The organism is Streptomyces misionensis, assembly GCF_007896895.1.
GTDB classification, from domain to species: Bacteria; Actinomycetota; Actinomycetes; order Streptomycetales; family Streptomycetaceae; genus Streptomyces; species Streptomyces misionensis_A.
Window position 1 is genome coordinate 46,720 of sequence record NZ_VOGW01000102.1, and the last position, 12,625, is coordinate 59,344.

9 protein-coding genes are annotated in these 12,625 nt (G+C 72.4%); 8 read left to right on the forward strand and 1 reads right to left on the reverse strand.

Translation table 11 applies throughout. From position 1 onward, the window contains the following. Window positions 1-132: 132 nt before the first annotated feature. Window positions 133-1,935 carry a gamma-glutamyltransferase gene (ggt, locus tag FRZ03_RS17925; protein WP_146466168.1) on the forward strand — a complete coding sequence of 601 codons (1,803 nt, stop codon included), beginning with the start codon at window positions 133-135 and terminating at the stop codon, window positions 1,933-1,935. A 51-nt stretch (window positions 1,936-1,986) separates the two neighbouring features. On the opposite strand, the gene FRZ03_RS17930 is transcribed toward ggt, so the two are convergent. Next, on the reverse strand, window positions 1,987-4,560 hold the full coding sequence (locus FRZ03_RS17930; protein ID WP_146466169.1) for an ATP-dependent Clp protease ATP-binding subunit: 2,574 nt from the start codon (window positions 4,558-4,560) through the stop codon (window positions 1,987-1,989). 419 nt (window positions 4,561-4,979) lie between these two features. On the opposite strand from FRZ03_RS17930, the gene FRZ03_RS17935 reads away from it, so the two are divergent. From FRZ03_RS17935 to FRZ03_RS17965, 7 genes are all read left to right on the forward strand, one after another. After that, the gene (locus tag FRZ03_RS17935; RefSeq protein WP_146466170.1) at window positions 4,980-5,231 is read left to right on the forward strand and encodes a helix-turn-helix domain-containing protein; all 252 of its coding nucleotides are present in this window, start codon (window positions 4,980-4,982) and stop codon (window positions 5,229-5,231) included. Between the two features lie 159 nt (window positions 5,232-5,390). Beyond that, a complete protein-coding gene (locus FRZ03_RS17940) occupies window positions 5,391-6,233 on the forward strand; it encodes a nitrilase-related carbon-nitrogen hydrolase (protein WP_146466171.1) in 843 nt (280 codons plus the stop codon). Beyond that, window positions 6,230-7,513: an aspartate aminotransferase family protein gene (locus FRZ03_RS17945; protein WP_146466172.1), complete on the forward strand. Its 1,284-nt coding sequence runs from the start codon at window positions 6,230-6,232 to the stop codon at window positions 7,511-7,513. Before FRZ03_RS17940 ends, FRZ03_RS17945 begins: the two co-directional genes overlap by 4 nt. A gap of 47 nt (window positions 7,514-7,560) precedes the next feature. Beyond that, window positions 7,561-9,138 (forward strand): PucR family transcriptional regulator, encoded by a 1,578-nt coding sequence (locus tag FRZ03_RS17950; protein ID WP_146466173.1) that lies wholly within the window; start codon window positions 7,561-7,563, stop codon window positions 9,136-9,138. A gap of 155 nt (window positions 9,139-9,293) precedes the next feature. Further along, window positions 9,294-10,136, forward strand: a complete 843-nt coding sequence (locus FRZ03_RS17955; protein WP_146466174.1) for a nitrilase-related carbon-nitrogen hydrolase — start codon at window positions 9,294-9,296, stop codon at window positions 10,134-10,136. Between the two features lie 28 nt (window positions 10,137-10,164). Further along, window positions 10,165-11,568 carry a dihydropyrimidinase gene (gene hydA / locus FRZ03_RS17960; RefSeq protein ID WP_146466175.1) on the forward strand — a complete coding sequence of 468 codons (1,404 nt, stop codon included), beginning with the start codon at window positions 10,165-10,167 and terminating at the stop codon, window positions 11,566-11,568. Window positions 11,569-11,579: 11 nt separating this feature from the next. Then, a complete protein-coding gene (locus tag FRZ03_RS17965; RefSeq protein WP_146466176.1) occupies window positions 11,580-12,602 on the forward strand; it encodes a TIGR03842 family LLM class F420-dependent oxidoreductase in 1,023 nt (340 codons plus the stop codon). The last annotated feature ends 23 nt before the right edge of the window (window positions 12,603-12,625 follow it).

Sequence of the window (12,625 nt, forward strand, 5' to 3'; positions counted from 1 at the left end):
GCTAACGGGCCAGGGGAGCGGGGGCGTACCGGCGTTCGAAATGTGACGGTCGTGTGGCGGGTGCCCCAGGCGTACTGTCGGTAGTGCGACAATCTGGTTACGCTGCGCGAACTGTCCCGACGGGAGGTACGGATGCGTCGTCCAGGCACGCGCAGACTGGCGGTTCTGGCGGTGTCGGCCGCCATGGTGACGGTGGGGGCCGCGGCACCGCCCGCCCCGAGGGCGAGCGGACCGGCCGGCAAGACCCCCGTGGCCGTGGGCTACGGCGGCGCCGTGGCCAGCGTCGACAAGGGCGCCACGGCCGCCGGCATCGAGGTCCTCGAGCACGGCGGCAACGCCGTCGACGCGGCCGTCGCCACGGCCGCCGCGCTCGGCGTCACCGAGCCCTACTCGTCCGGCGTGGGCGGGGGCGGCTACTTCGTCTACTACGACGCCAGGACGCGCACGGTCCACACCATCGACGGCCGGGAGACCGCCCCGCTGTCCGCCGGCTCCGACCTGTTCCTGGAGAACGGCAAGCCGCTCTCCTTCGACGACGCCGTCAGCAGTGGCCTCAGCGTCGGCACTCCGGGCACGCCCGCCACCTGGCAGACGGCCCTGGACCGATGGGGCAGCAGGGGCCTCGCCTCGGTCCTGCGGCCCGCCGAGCGGCTCGCCCGCGACGGCTTCACCGTGGACGACACCTTCCGCTCCCAGACCGCCGCCAACGAGACCCGGTTCCGTCACTTCCCGGACACCGCCAAGCTGTTCCTGCCGGGCGGCGAGCTGCCCGCCGTCGGCTCCACCTTCAAGAACCCGGAGCTGGCCCGCACCTACGAGGAGCTGGCGCAGAAGGGCGTGGGGGCGATCTACCACGGCGGCATAGGCGACGACATCGTCAAGACGGTCGAACACCCGCGCGTGGACCCCGCCTCCGGCTGGAAGGCCCGCCCCGGCAAGCTCGCCGAGAAGGACCTCGCCGTCTACCGGGCCAAGGAGCAGGCCCCCACCAGGACGTCGTACCGCGGTCTGAACGTCTACTCCATCGCTCCGTCCTCCTCGGGCGGCACCACGGTCGGCGAGGCGCTCAACATCCTGGAGGGTTCCGACCTGTCCAGGATGAGCGAGGCGCAGTACCTGCACCACTTCATCGAGGCCAGCCGGATCGCCTTCGCCGACCGCGGGCGCTGGGTCGGCGACCCCGCCTTCGAGAAGGTCCCCACCAAGCAGCTGCTGTCGCAGCGGTTCGCCGACTCGCGGGCCTGCCTCGTCAAGGACGACGCCGTCCTCACCAGCCCGCTCGCCCCCGGCGACCCGTACCACCCCGCGCCGTGCGCCAAGGGCGGCAAGGCGGCCCCGACGACGTACGAGGGCCAGAACACCACCCATCTGACGGTGGCCGACCGGTGGGGCGACGTCGTGTCGTACACCCTCACCATCGAGCAGACCGGCGGCAGCGCGATGACCGTGCCCGGCCGGGGCTTCCTGCTCAACAACGAGCTGACGGACTTCTCCTTCGCCCCGGCGAGCCCGTCCGTGCCCGACCCGAACCTGCCGGGACCGGGCAAGCGGCCGCGCTCGTCCATCTCGCCGACCATCGTCCTCGACGGGCACAACCGGCCCGTGGTGGCCCTCGGTTCGCCCGGCGGCGCGACCATCGTCACCACCGTCCTGCAGACCCTGACCGAGTTCCTCGACCGGCGGCTGCCGCTGGTCGACGCCATCGCCGCACCCCGCGCCAGCCAGCGCAACGCGGCCCGGACGGAACTCGAACCCGCCCTGTACGACAGCCCGCTGCGCGGGCAGCTGGAGGCCATCGGGCACCGGTTCAGCCGCAACCCGGAGATCGGCGCCGCGACCGGCGTCCAGCGGCTCCCGGACGGCAGATGGCTGGCCGCCGCCGAGAAGGTACGACGCGGCGGCGGCTCGGCGATGGTGGTGGACCCGGCGCCGTAGCGCCCGTCCCTGCGGTGCCGGGAGCGAGCCGCCCCCGGCACCGCAGGACTCTCAGCCCATCGGATCGGGCGGCGGGGCCGGCCGGGCCTCGGGCGCGGGCGCCGACGGCCCGGGCGTACCACGGAAGTCCAGCCGCCCGTCCGCGACGTCCACCGTGACCCGGCTGCCCTCGGAGATGGTGCCGTCCAGCAGCAGCCGGGACAGCCGGTTGTCCACCTCCCGCTGGATGGTGCGGCGCAACGGCCGGGCGCCGTACTCCGGCTGGTAGCCGCGCTCGGCGAGCCAGTCGACGGCCGCGTCCGTGAACTCCACCGAGACGCCCTGGCCGTCCAGCAGCCGCCGGGTGCTCTCCAGCAGCAGGTCGGTGATCTGCCGCAGTTGCTCACCGGTCAGCTGGCGGAAGACCACGATCTCGTCGATCCGGTTGAGGAACTCCGGCCGGAAGTGCTCGCGCAGCGGCCGCAGGATCTGCTCGCGCCGCGCCTCCTCGTCGGCGTCCGCGCTGCCCGGACCGAACCCGATCCCCGCGCCGCGCCGGGTGATCGCCTCGGAGCCCAGGTTGCTGGTCATCACGATGACCGTGTTGGTGAAGTCCACCGTGCGGCCCTGGGAGTCGGTCAGCCGGCCGTCGTCCAGCACCTGGAGCAGGATGTTGAAGACGTCCGGGTGCGCCTTCTCCACCTCGTCGAGCAGCAGCAGCGAGTACGGGTGCCGGCGCACCACCTCGGTGAGCTGACCGGCCTCCTCGTGCCCGACGTACCCCGGCGGGGCGCCGACCAGCCGGGAGACGGTGTGCCGCTCCTGGTACTCGCTCATGTCCAGGCGGACCATGCGGTCCTCGCTGCCGAACAGGGCCTCGGCGAGCGCGCGGGCCAGCTCGGTCTTGCCGACACCGGTCGGGCCGAGGAAGAGGAAGCTGCCGATGGGCCGACGGGGGCTGGCGAGCCCGGCGCGCGAGCGCAGCACCGCCTCGGCGACCACGGCGACGGCCTCCTCCTGGCCGACCACCCGCTGGTGCAGGTGCGCCTCCAGGCCCAGCAGCCGTTCCTTCTCCTCCTGGGTGAGCCGGCTGACCGGGATGCCGGTCTGCCGGGACACCACCTCGGCGATGGACTCCGCCGTGACCTCCAGCTGGCCCTCGTCGGCCTGGCCGTCCCCGCTGGTCTCGGTGATGCGCTGCTTCAGCTCCGCGATCCGGTCGCGCAGCCGCTTGGCCTCCTCGTAGTCCTCGTCGGCGACCGCCTGGTCCTTGTCCCGGACCAGCTGGTCCACCTCGCGCTCCAGCGCGCGCACATCGGTGCCCTTGGTGCGGGCGCCGAGCCGGACCCGGGCGCCCGCCTGGTCGATCAGGTCGATCGCCTTGTCCGGCAGCCGCCGGTCGGTGAGGTACCGGTCGGACAGCTCCACGGCGGCGACCAGCGCCTCGTCGGAGTAGCGGACCTGGTGGTGGGCCTCGTAGCGGTCGCGCAGCCCGCGCAGGATCTCGATGGTGTCCTGCACCGTCGGCTCGGGCACCAGCACCGGCTGGAAGCGGCGGGCCAGCGCCGCGTCCTTCTCGATCCGGCGGAACTCCTCCAGGGTGGTGGCACCCACGATGTGCAGCTCTCCCCGGGCGAGCGCGGGCTTGAGGATGTTGCCCGCGTCCATCGCGCCGCCCTCGCCGCCGGAGCCCGCGCCGACGACGGTGTGCAGTTCGTCGATGAACACGATCAGCCGGTCGGAGTTGGCGCGGATCTCCTCCACGATGTTGTTCAGGCGCTCCTCGAAGTCGCCCCGGTAGCGGGTGCCGGCCACCACCCCGGTGAGGTCGAGCGCGACGACCCGCCGCCCGGCGAGCCCGTCCGGCACGTCGCCGTCGGCGATCCGCTGCGCGAGGCCCTCCACGATGGCCGTCTTGCCGACGCCCGCGTCGCCGATCAGCACCGGGTTGTTCTTGCCGCGCCGGGACAGCACCTCGACGGTCTGCTCGATCTCCGTGTCCCGGCCGATCACCGGGTCGATCCGGCCCTGCCGGGCGAGGTCGGTCAGATCACGGCCGTACTTGTCCAGGGTGGGCGTGGTGGAGGGCCGCTGCCGCTCCACGCGGACCTGGCCGGTGCTCTCCGGCGGCTCCGGGGGCAGCGCGCCCGCCGGGAACCGGGCCGCGTGCAGGATGTGCCCGGCGGCCGAGTCCGGGTTCGAGGCGAGCGCGCTGAGCACGTGCTCGGGGCCGATGTACCCGGCGCCGCTGGAGCGGGCCATGTCGTGCGCGTCCAGCAGGGCCCGCTTCACCGCGGGGGTCAGGGACAGGGAGGTCGGCGGCGGCACCTCGCCCGGCGGGTGCTGCACCGGGCCCGCCCGGTCGTCGATCTCCGTGGCGAGCGAGTCTGGGTCGGCACCGGCCCGGCTCAGCAGGCTGCGGGTGGGCTCGGTGGCCACGGCGGCGCGCAGCAGATGCTGGGTGTCCAGGTCCCGGCTGCCGTGCTCGGCGGCGTACTGGGCGGCTCCTCTGACCAGCTCCCGCGCCGGCTGGCTGAGCAGCCGGCCGATGTCGATGTGGCGCGGGCCCGGGGCTCCGCCGGCGGCACCACTGAAGAAGCGGGCGAGGAATTCCCCGAAGGGGTCAGGAGGGTAGCCGTTGGTCATGGCGATGCTTTCCTTCGCTGACGGTGGCTCCGCCGGGTAACCGGGGTGGGGGGTGCTCATGCCCACGATGGCATGAACTCCGGGGGCGGGCATGTTCGCCGACGGGGCCGAAAGCGGCCCCTGCGGGACACGGCGACCCGTGTGCGTACGGGGTCCGCGCCCCGGCCCGGGGAGCGGGGCCGTCGCTGTGGCGGCCCCCGACGACCGCCGGTCGCGAAGCCGAACGTATCGCCGCCGAGGCCGCTGGGCCGCGGGTCGGCGGGGCGTGGGTGGCTCACCGCGGGGCCGGGCGAACCGCCGCCGGGCCGGTCGTCCGGGGTGGGAATGCGGGCCGCCGTCGTGGGGTGCCGGCCGCGCGACCACGACGATGCGGTGCACCGGTATTTTAATTGGACGGCGGGGGCGGGCACAATGGACGCATGGTGCGCACCCCCCTCACCCCCGAAGAGCGCGACCGCGGAGAGCGGCTCGGGCGACTGCTGCGTGCGGCGCGCGGCGACCGGAGCATGGTCGAGGTCGCCGCCGCGGCGGGCGTCTCGGCCGAGACCCTGCGGAAGATCGAGACGGGACGCGCGCCGACCCCGGCGTTCTTCACCGTGGCCGCCGTGGCCGCCGTGCTCGGCCTGTCCATGGACGACCTCGCCGCGCACTGCACCCTGGCCGCCGCCTGAGGGCCGCGCCCGCGCTCACCCACAGGAGTGCGAAACAGGATCGACTCCGAGGCTTGACGGCAATGGTCTTGGCAAGGGGCGCCAAGAGGCTTACGTTCGTGCCTCTACGGCCTGCTCTACGGGCGTAGAGGCTCTGACGTCGTGTCGAAGGAGCAGCTCATGGCCAACGTCGTCCGCGCCGCTCTGGTCCAGGCCACCTGGACCGGCGACACCGAGTCCATGGTGGCGAAACACGAGGAGCACGCCCGCGAGGCGGCCCGCCGGGGCGCGAGGATCATCGGGTTCCAGGAGGTCTTCAACGCCCCCTACTTCTGCCAGGTCCAGGAGCCGGAGCACTACCGCTGGGCCGAACCCGTGCCGGACGGCCCGACCGTCACCCGGATGGCGCAGCTCGCGCGCGAGACCGGGATGGTGATCGTCGCCCCGGTGTTCGAGGTCGAGCAGCCCGGCTTCTACTACAACACCGCCGCCGTGATCGACGCGGACGGCACCTGCCTCGGCAAGTACCGCAAGCACCACATCCCCCAGCTCAAGGGCTTCTGGGAGAAGTACTACTTCAAACCCGGCAACCTGGGCTGGCCCGTCTTCGACACCGCCGTCGGCAGGGTCGGCGTCTACATCTGCTACGACCGCCACTTCCCGGAGGGCTGGCGGCAACTGGGCCTCGGCGGAGCACAGTTGGTGTACAACCCGTCGGCCACCCACCGAAGCCTGTCCAGCCATCTGTGGCAGCTGGAGCAGCCCGCCGCCGCGGTCGCCAACGAGTACTTCATCGCCGCCATCAACCGGGTCGGCCGGGAGGAGTACGGCGACAACGACTTCTACGGGACCTCGTACTTCGTGGACCCGCGCGGCCGGTTCGTCGGCGACACCGCCGGCGACAAGGCCGACGAACTCCTCGTCCGCGACCTCGACTTCGACCTGATCGACGAAGTGCGGCAGCAGTGGGCCTTCTACCGCGACCGCCGTCCCGACGCCTACGAAGGACTGGTGCAGCCGTGAGCGACCTCTACTCCCGACACCGCAGGGTCATGCCCGACTGGCTCGCCCTCTACTACGACGACCCCATCGAGATCACCCACGGCGAGGGCCGCCACGTCTGGGACTCCGACGGCCGCCGCTACCTGGACTTCTTCGGCGGCATCCTCACCACCATGACCGCGCACGCGCTGCCCGAGGTGACCAAGGCGGTCAGCGAGCAGGCCGGGCGCATCCTGCACTCCTCGACCCTCTACCTCAACCGGCCGATGGTCGAACTCGCCGAGCGCGTCGCCCAGGTGAGCGGCATCCCCGACGCCCGCGTCTTCTTCACCACCTCCGGCACCGAGGCCAACGACGCCGCCCTGCTGCTCGCCACGACCTACCGGCGCAGCAACACCGTCCTGGCCATGCGCAACAGCTACCACGGCCGTTCCTTCTCCACCGTCGGCATCACCGGCAACCGCAGCTGGTCCCCGACCTCGCTGTCCCCGCTCCAGACCCTGTACGTGCACGGCGGTGTCCGCACCCGGGGCCCCTTCGCCCACCTGGACGACCGCGCCTTCATCGACGCGTGCGTCGCCGATCTGAAGGACGTCCTCGGGCACACCCGTCCGCCCGCCGCGCTGATCGCGGAACCCGTCCAGGGCGTCGGCGGATTCACCTCGCCGCCCGACGGACTGTACGCGGAATTCCGCGCCCTGCTGAACGCGTACGGCATCCTGTGGATCTCCGACGAGGTGCAGACCGGCTGGGGCCGCACCGGCGACCACTTCTGGGGCTGGCAGGCGCACGCCCGCAGCGGGCCGCCCGACATCGTCACCTTCGCCAAGGGCATCGGCAACGGCATGTCCATCGGCGGTGTCATCGCCCGCTCCGAGATCATGAACTGCCTCGACGCCAACAGCATCTCCACCTTCGGCGGCACGCAGATCACCATGGCCGCCGGCCTCGCCAACCTCACCTACCTCCTCGAACACGACCTCCAGGGCAACGCCCGCCGGGTCGGCGGCCTGCTCATCGAGCGGCTGCGGTCCGTCGCCGCCCAGCTGCCCGGGGTGCGCGAGGTCCGCGGACGCGGGCTGATGATCGGCATCGAGCTGGTGAAACCGGGCACCGACGAGGCCGACCCGCAGGCGGCCGCCGCCGTCCTCGAGGCGGCCCGCGCCGGAGGCCTGCTCATCGGCAAGGGCGGCGGCCACGACACCAGCGCCCTGCGCATCGCCCCGCCCCTGTCGCTGACCGTCGCCGAGGCCGAGGAGGGCGCCGCCATCCTCGAAAGCGCGCTGCGGAGCGCGTACTGACACCGAAGGGAACACCCGGCACCGCCGAGCACCAAGGGGATACGGCCATGACCACCACCTCGGGACCCGGACCCGCCGCCCCGCCGGAACCCGCCCTCTCGGTCCGCCAGGTGCTGACCCTGGAGCGGGTCCTCGCCGGCCGGCCCGAGGTGGTGGCGGGCGCCGGCGGCCTGGACCGGCCGGTGCGCTGGGTGCACGTCGCCGAGGCCGCCGACGTGGGCGTGATGCTCACCGGCGGCGAGATGGTGCTCACCACCGGTGTGCTCCTCGCCGGCGACGAGGCCAAGCAGGCCGAGTACATCCGGTCCCTGCACCGCGCCGAGGCCGCCGCCGTGGTCCTCGGCCTCGGCCGGGCCTTTCCCGCGCCGCCCGAGGTGATGCGCCGGGCCGCCGAGCGCTGCGGGCTGCCGCTGGTCGTCCTGCACCGTCCCTTCCCCTTCGCCGAGCTGACCGAGGAGGTCCAGTCCCTGCTGCTGCGGCGCAAGTTCGCCGCCGTCAGCCTCTCCGAGACGGTCCGTACCGACCTCACCGCGCTGATCACGGCCGGCGCCCCGTTGCAACGGCTGCTGGACGAGGTCGCCCGGCACGGCGGCTGCCCGGTCGTCGTCACCAATCTCGCCCACCGCGTCCTCGCCACCGCGGGGGAGCGGTCCGCGGTGGACGACGTGCTGCGCGACTGGGAGCGCATCGCCCGGCAGACCGGCGGCGCCGGCGACGAGTGGATCCGCGCCGAACTCGGCGGGCGCGGCGAGCGCTGGGGCCGGCTGCTGCTGTGCGGCTACCGGGGCGAGGCGGCCACCGGACGGCTGCTCGCCGACCGCGCCGCCGAGGCCCTGGTCCTGCACCGGATGCTCGGCGGCGGCTCCGCGCACAGCTGGGAGGAGCAGTGCGCGCAGAGCCTGCTCACCGACCTCGTCTCCGGCGTCGTACCGGCCCGGCAGCTGCTGCCGCGGGCCCGCGCGGCCGGGCTGCCGGTCAATCTGCGCACCTTCGTGCCGCTCGTCGTCCCCGACGCCGAACCGGCCGTGCTCGACCGGATGCTGCGAGTGCTGGGCCTGGCCGGGCTGGCCGGCGAGCTGTCCGACGGGGTCACCGCCGTACTGCTCAGCCTGCCCCGCGACCGGCCCGCGCAGACCCTGCTCACGCTCTTCGCGGCCCGGCTGCGCGAGGCGACCGGACGGCCGGACGCCGTGGTCGCCGCCGCGGACCCGCGCACCGTCTGGGACGAGGTGCCCGCCGGACTGCGCGAGGCCCGGCACGTCGCCGAGGCCGTCGCCGGCTCCGCGGCCGCGCTCGGCCTGCCGGCCGTCGTCCGGCTGAAGGACGTCCATCTGCGGGGCCTGGTCCGGCTGCTGCGCGACGACCCGCATGTGCAGTCCTTCGCCGAACGGGAGCTGGACGGGCTGCTGTGCACGGCCGAACCCGAACTGCTCGGCGTGCTGCGCACCTATCTGGCGACCGGCCGCAACAAGTCCCGCACCGCCCGGCTCCACCATGTCTCCCGGCCCGCGCTCTACCGCCGCCTGGAAGCCATACAGGACCGCCTCGGCGTCGACCTGGACGATTTCGAGCAGGCCGCCTCGGTGCACATCGCGCTTCTCGCGCATGACGCGCAACAACGCTGAAACCTGAGACCACCTGGGAAAACGGCGGTGAAACATGGGCCCACGAAGACATGACACGGTGGCACGCCGACCCTGCGGGGACGTGACACGCTGCCCGTCGAACCGCGCCCGACCGCTTCCTAGGCTCACCGGACACCCACCAACCGGAGGCTTCGATGAGCCGAGTGATCCGAGCCGCCCTCTTCCAGGCCGCCTGGACCGGCGACAAGGAATCCATGATCCAGGTGCACGAGCAGGCCGTCCGCGACGCGGCCGCCCAGGGCGCCCAAGTCCTCTGCTTCCAGGAGCTGTTCTACGGCCCCTATTTCTGCCAGGTGCAGGACAAGGCGTTCTACGACTACGCCGAACGGATTCCCGACGGCCCGACCGTGCGGCGCTTCCAGTCCCTCGCCCGCGCCCTCGGCATCGTGCTGATCCTGCCGATGTACGAGGAGGAGCAGCCGGGCGTCCTCTACAACACCGCCGCCGTGATCGACGCGGACGGCACCTACCTCGGCAAGTACCGCAAGACCCACATCCCCCAGGTGCGGGGCTTCTGGGAGAAGTTCTACTTCCGCCCGGGCAACAGCGGCTGGCCCGTCTTCGACACCGCCGTCGGCCGGATCGGCGTCTACATCTGCTACGACCGCCACTTCCCCGAGGGCTGGCGGGCGCTGGGCCTCGCCGGCGCCGAGATCGTCTTCAACCCCTCGGCCACCTCCCGCGGCCTGTCCCGCTACCTGTGGCAGCTGGAGCAGCCCGCGGCGGCCGTCGCCAACGAGTTCTTCGTCGGCGCCATCAACCGGGTCGGCGTGGAGGACCTGGGCGACAACGACTTCTACGGCACCACGTACTTCGTGGACCCCGAGGCCCAGTACGTCGGCGAGGTCGCGAGCGACAAGGAGAACGAACTCGTCGTACGCGACCTGGACCTCGCCAAACTCCGCGAGGTCCGCGACCGCTGGCAGTTCTACCGGGACCGGGCGCCGGGCGCGTACACGCCGCTGACCGCGCCGTGACCGAAGCCGAGTGATCCAAGGGAGCAGCATGAGCAGCCGTACCGTCATCCGCGGTGGCCTCGTCGTCACCGCGTCGGACGAGATCCACGCCGACGTCCTCATCGAGGACGGCCGCATCGCCGCCCTGGCGGCGTCCGGCACCCCCGCTGCCGCCGCGTTCACCGCCGACCGCACCATCGACGCCACCGGGAAGTACGTCATCCCCGGCGGCGTCGACGGCCACACCCACATGGAGATGCCGTTCGGCGGCACCTACGCCTCCGACACCTTCGAGACCGGCACCCGCGCCGCCGCCTGGGGCGGTACGACCACGATCGTGGACTTCGCCATCCAGAGCGTCGGCCACTCCCTGCGCGAGGGCCTGGACGCCTGGCACGCCAAGGCCGAGGGAAACTGCGCGATCGACTACGCCTTCCACATGATCGTCTCCGATGTGCACGAGGAGACGCTCAAGGAGATGGACCTGCTGGTCGAGGAGGGCGTGACCTCCTTCAAGCAGTTCATGGCCTACCCGGGGGTCTTCTACTCGGACGACGGCCAGATCCTGCGCGCCATGCAGCGCGCCGCCGGCAACGGCGGGCTGATCATGATGCACGCGGAGAACGGCATCGCCATCGACGTCCTCGTGGAACAGGCCCTCGCCCGCGGCGAGACCGACCCGCGCCACCACGGCGAGGTCCGCAAGGCGCTGCTGGAGGCCGAGGCCACCCACCGCGCCATCCGGCTCGCCCAGGTCGCCGGCGCACCGCTGTACGTCGTGCACGTCTCGGCGGCCGAGGCGCTCGCCGAACTGGCGCGGGCCCGGGACGACGGCCTGAACGTGTTCGGCGAGACCTGCCCGCAGTACCTGTTCCTGTCCACCGACAACCTCGCCGAGCCGGACTTCGAGGGCGCCAAGTACGTGTGCTCGACGCCCCTGCGGCCCAGGGAACACCAGGCGGCGCTGTGGCGGGGCCTGCGCACCAACGACCTCCAGGTGGTCTCCACCGACCACTGCCCGTTCTGCTTCACCGGCCAGAAGGAGCTGGGCCGCGGCGACTTCTCCAAGATCCCCAACGGGATGCCGGGCGTGGAGAACCGCATGGACCTGCTCCACCAGGCCGTGGTCGAGGGGCACATCTCCCGCCGCCGCTGGATCGAGATCGCCTGCGCCACCCCGGCGCGGATGTTCGGGCTCTACCCGAAGAAGGGCACCATCGCCCCGGGCGCCGACGCCGACGTGGTGATCTACGACCCGCACGCCGAGCAGGTCATGTCCGCCGAGACCCACCACATGAACGTCGACTACTCGGCGTACGAGGGCAAGCGGACCACCGGCCGGGTGGAGACCGTCCTCTCGCGCGGCGAACCCGTCATCGACCAGCGGGAGTACACCGGGCACGCCGGGCACGGCGTCTACACCCCGCGCTCCACCTGTCAGTACCTCAACTAGGAGTGGCGCCCATGGACTTCGGACTCGTCCTGCAGACCGACCCGCCGGCCTCCCGCGTCATCGACCTCATGCGACGGGCCGAGGACAACGGCTTCACCCACGGCTGGACCTTCGACTCCGCCGTGCTCTGGCAGGAGCCGTTCGTGATCTACAGCCAGATCCTCGCCCGGACGCGGAGCCTGACGGTCGGGCCGATGGTCACCAACCCGTCCACCCGCACCCCGGAGGTCACCGCCTCCACCTTCGCCACCCTCAACGACATGTTCGGCAACCGCACCGTCTGCGGCATCGGCCGCGGCGACTCCGCGATGCGGGTGGCGGGCCGCAGGCCCAACACCCTCGCGCGGATCAGCGAGGCCATGAAGGTGATCCGCGCCCTCGGCCGCGGCGACTGCGCCGACCTCGGCGGCGGCACGGTCGTGCGGTTCCCCTGGGTCGGGCCGGGCGCCCGGCTCCCCGTCTGGATGGCCGCGTACGGCCCGAAGGCGCTCAAGATGACCGGCGAGGAGGCCGACGGCTTCATCCTCCAGCTGGCCGACCTCTACCTCACCGAGTACATGGTGAAGGCCGTCAAGGACGCGGCCCGGGCGGCCGGGCGCGACCCCGACGAGGTCACCGTCTGCGTGGCGGCCCCCGCTTACGTCACCGCCGACGACTCGCCCGAGGCCCTCGCCCACGCCCGCGCGCAGTGCCGCTGGTTCGGCGGCATGGTCGGCAACCACGTCGCCGACCTGGTCACCAAGTACGGCGAGCACTCCGCCCAGGTGCCCGGCGAACTCACCGACTACATCAAGGCCCGGCAGGGCTACGACTACGCCCACCACGGGCGCAGCGGCAACCCGGACACCGAGTTCGTGCCCGACGAGATCGTGGACCGGTTCTGCCTGATCGGCCCGGCCGAGCGGCACATCGAGAAGCTGAACGCCCTGCGCGCGCTGGGCGTCGACCAGTTCGCGCTGTACGACATGCACGACGCGCAGGAGGCCACCATCGACGCCTACGGCACGAAGGTGATCCCGGCCGTCAACTCCTGACCGCACGACTCCCGTTCGTCACC

What these genes read in the sequence shown, in the direction of transcription:
- FRZ03_RS17955 (WP_146466174.1), top strand. Translation starts at nt 9,294, where the DNA reads ATGAGCCGAGTGATCCGAGCCGCCCTCTTCCAGGCCGCCTGGACCGGC.
- FRZ03_RS17935 (WP_146466170.1), top strand. Translation starts at nt 4,980, where the DNA reads ATGGTGCGCACCCCCCTCACCCCCGAAGAGCGCGACCGCGGAGAGCGG.
- hydA (WP_146466175.1), top strand. Translation starts at nt 10,165, where the DNA reads ATGAGCAGCCGTACCGTCATCCGCGGTGGCCTCGTCGTCACCGCGTCG.
- ggt (WP_146466168.1), top strand. Translation starts at nt 133, where the DNA reads ATGCGTCGTCCAGGCACGCGCAGACTGGCGGTTCTGGCGGTGTCGGCC.
- FRZ03_RS17930 (WP_146466169.1), bottom strand. Translation starts at nt 4,560, where the DNA reads ATGACCAACGGCTACCCTCCTGACCCCTTCGGGGAATTCCTCGCCCGC.
- FRZ03_RS17950 (WP_146466173.1), top strand. Translation starts at nt 7,561, where the DNA reads ATGACCACCACCTCGGGACCCGGACCCGCCGCCCCGCCGGAACCCGCC.
- FRZ03_RS17965 (WP_146466176.1), top strand. Translation starts at nt 11,580, where the DNA reads ATGGACTTCGGACTCGTCCTGCAGACCGACCCGCCGGCCTCCCGCGTC.
- FRZ03_RS17940 (WP_146466171.1), top strand. Translation starts at nt 5,391, where the DNA reads ATGGCCAACGTCGTCCGCGCCGCTCTGGTCCAGGCCACCTGGACCGGC.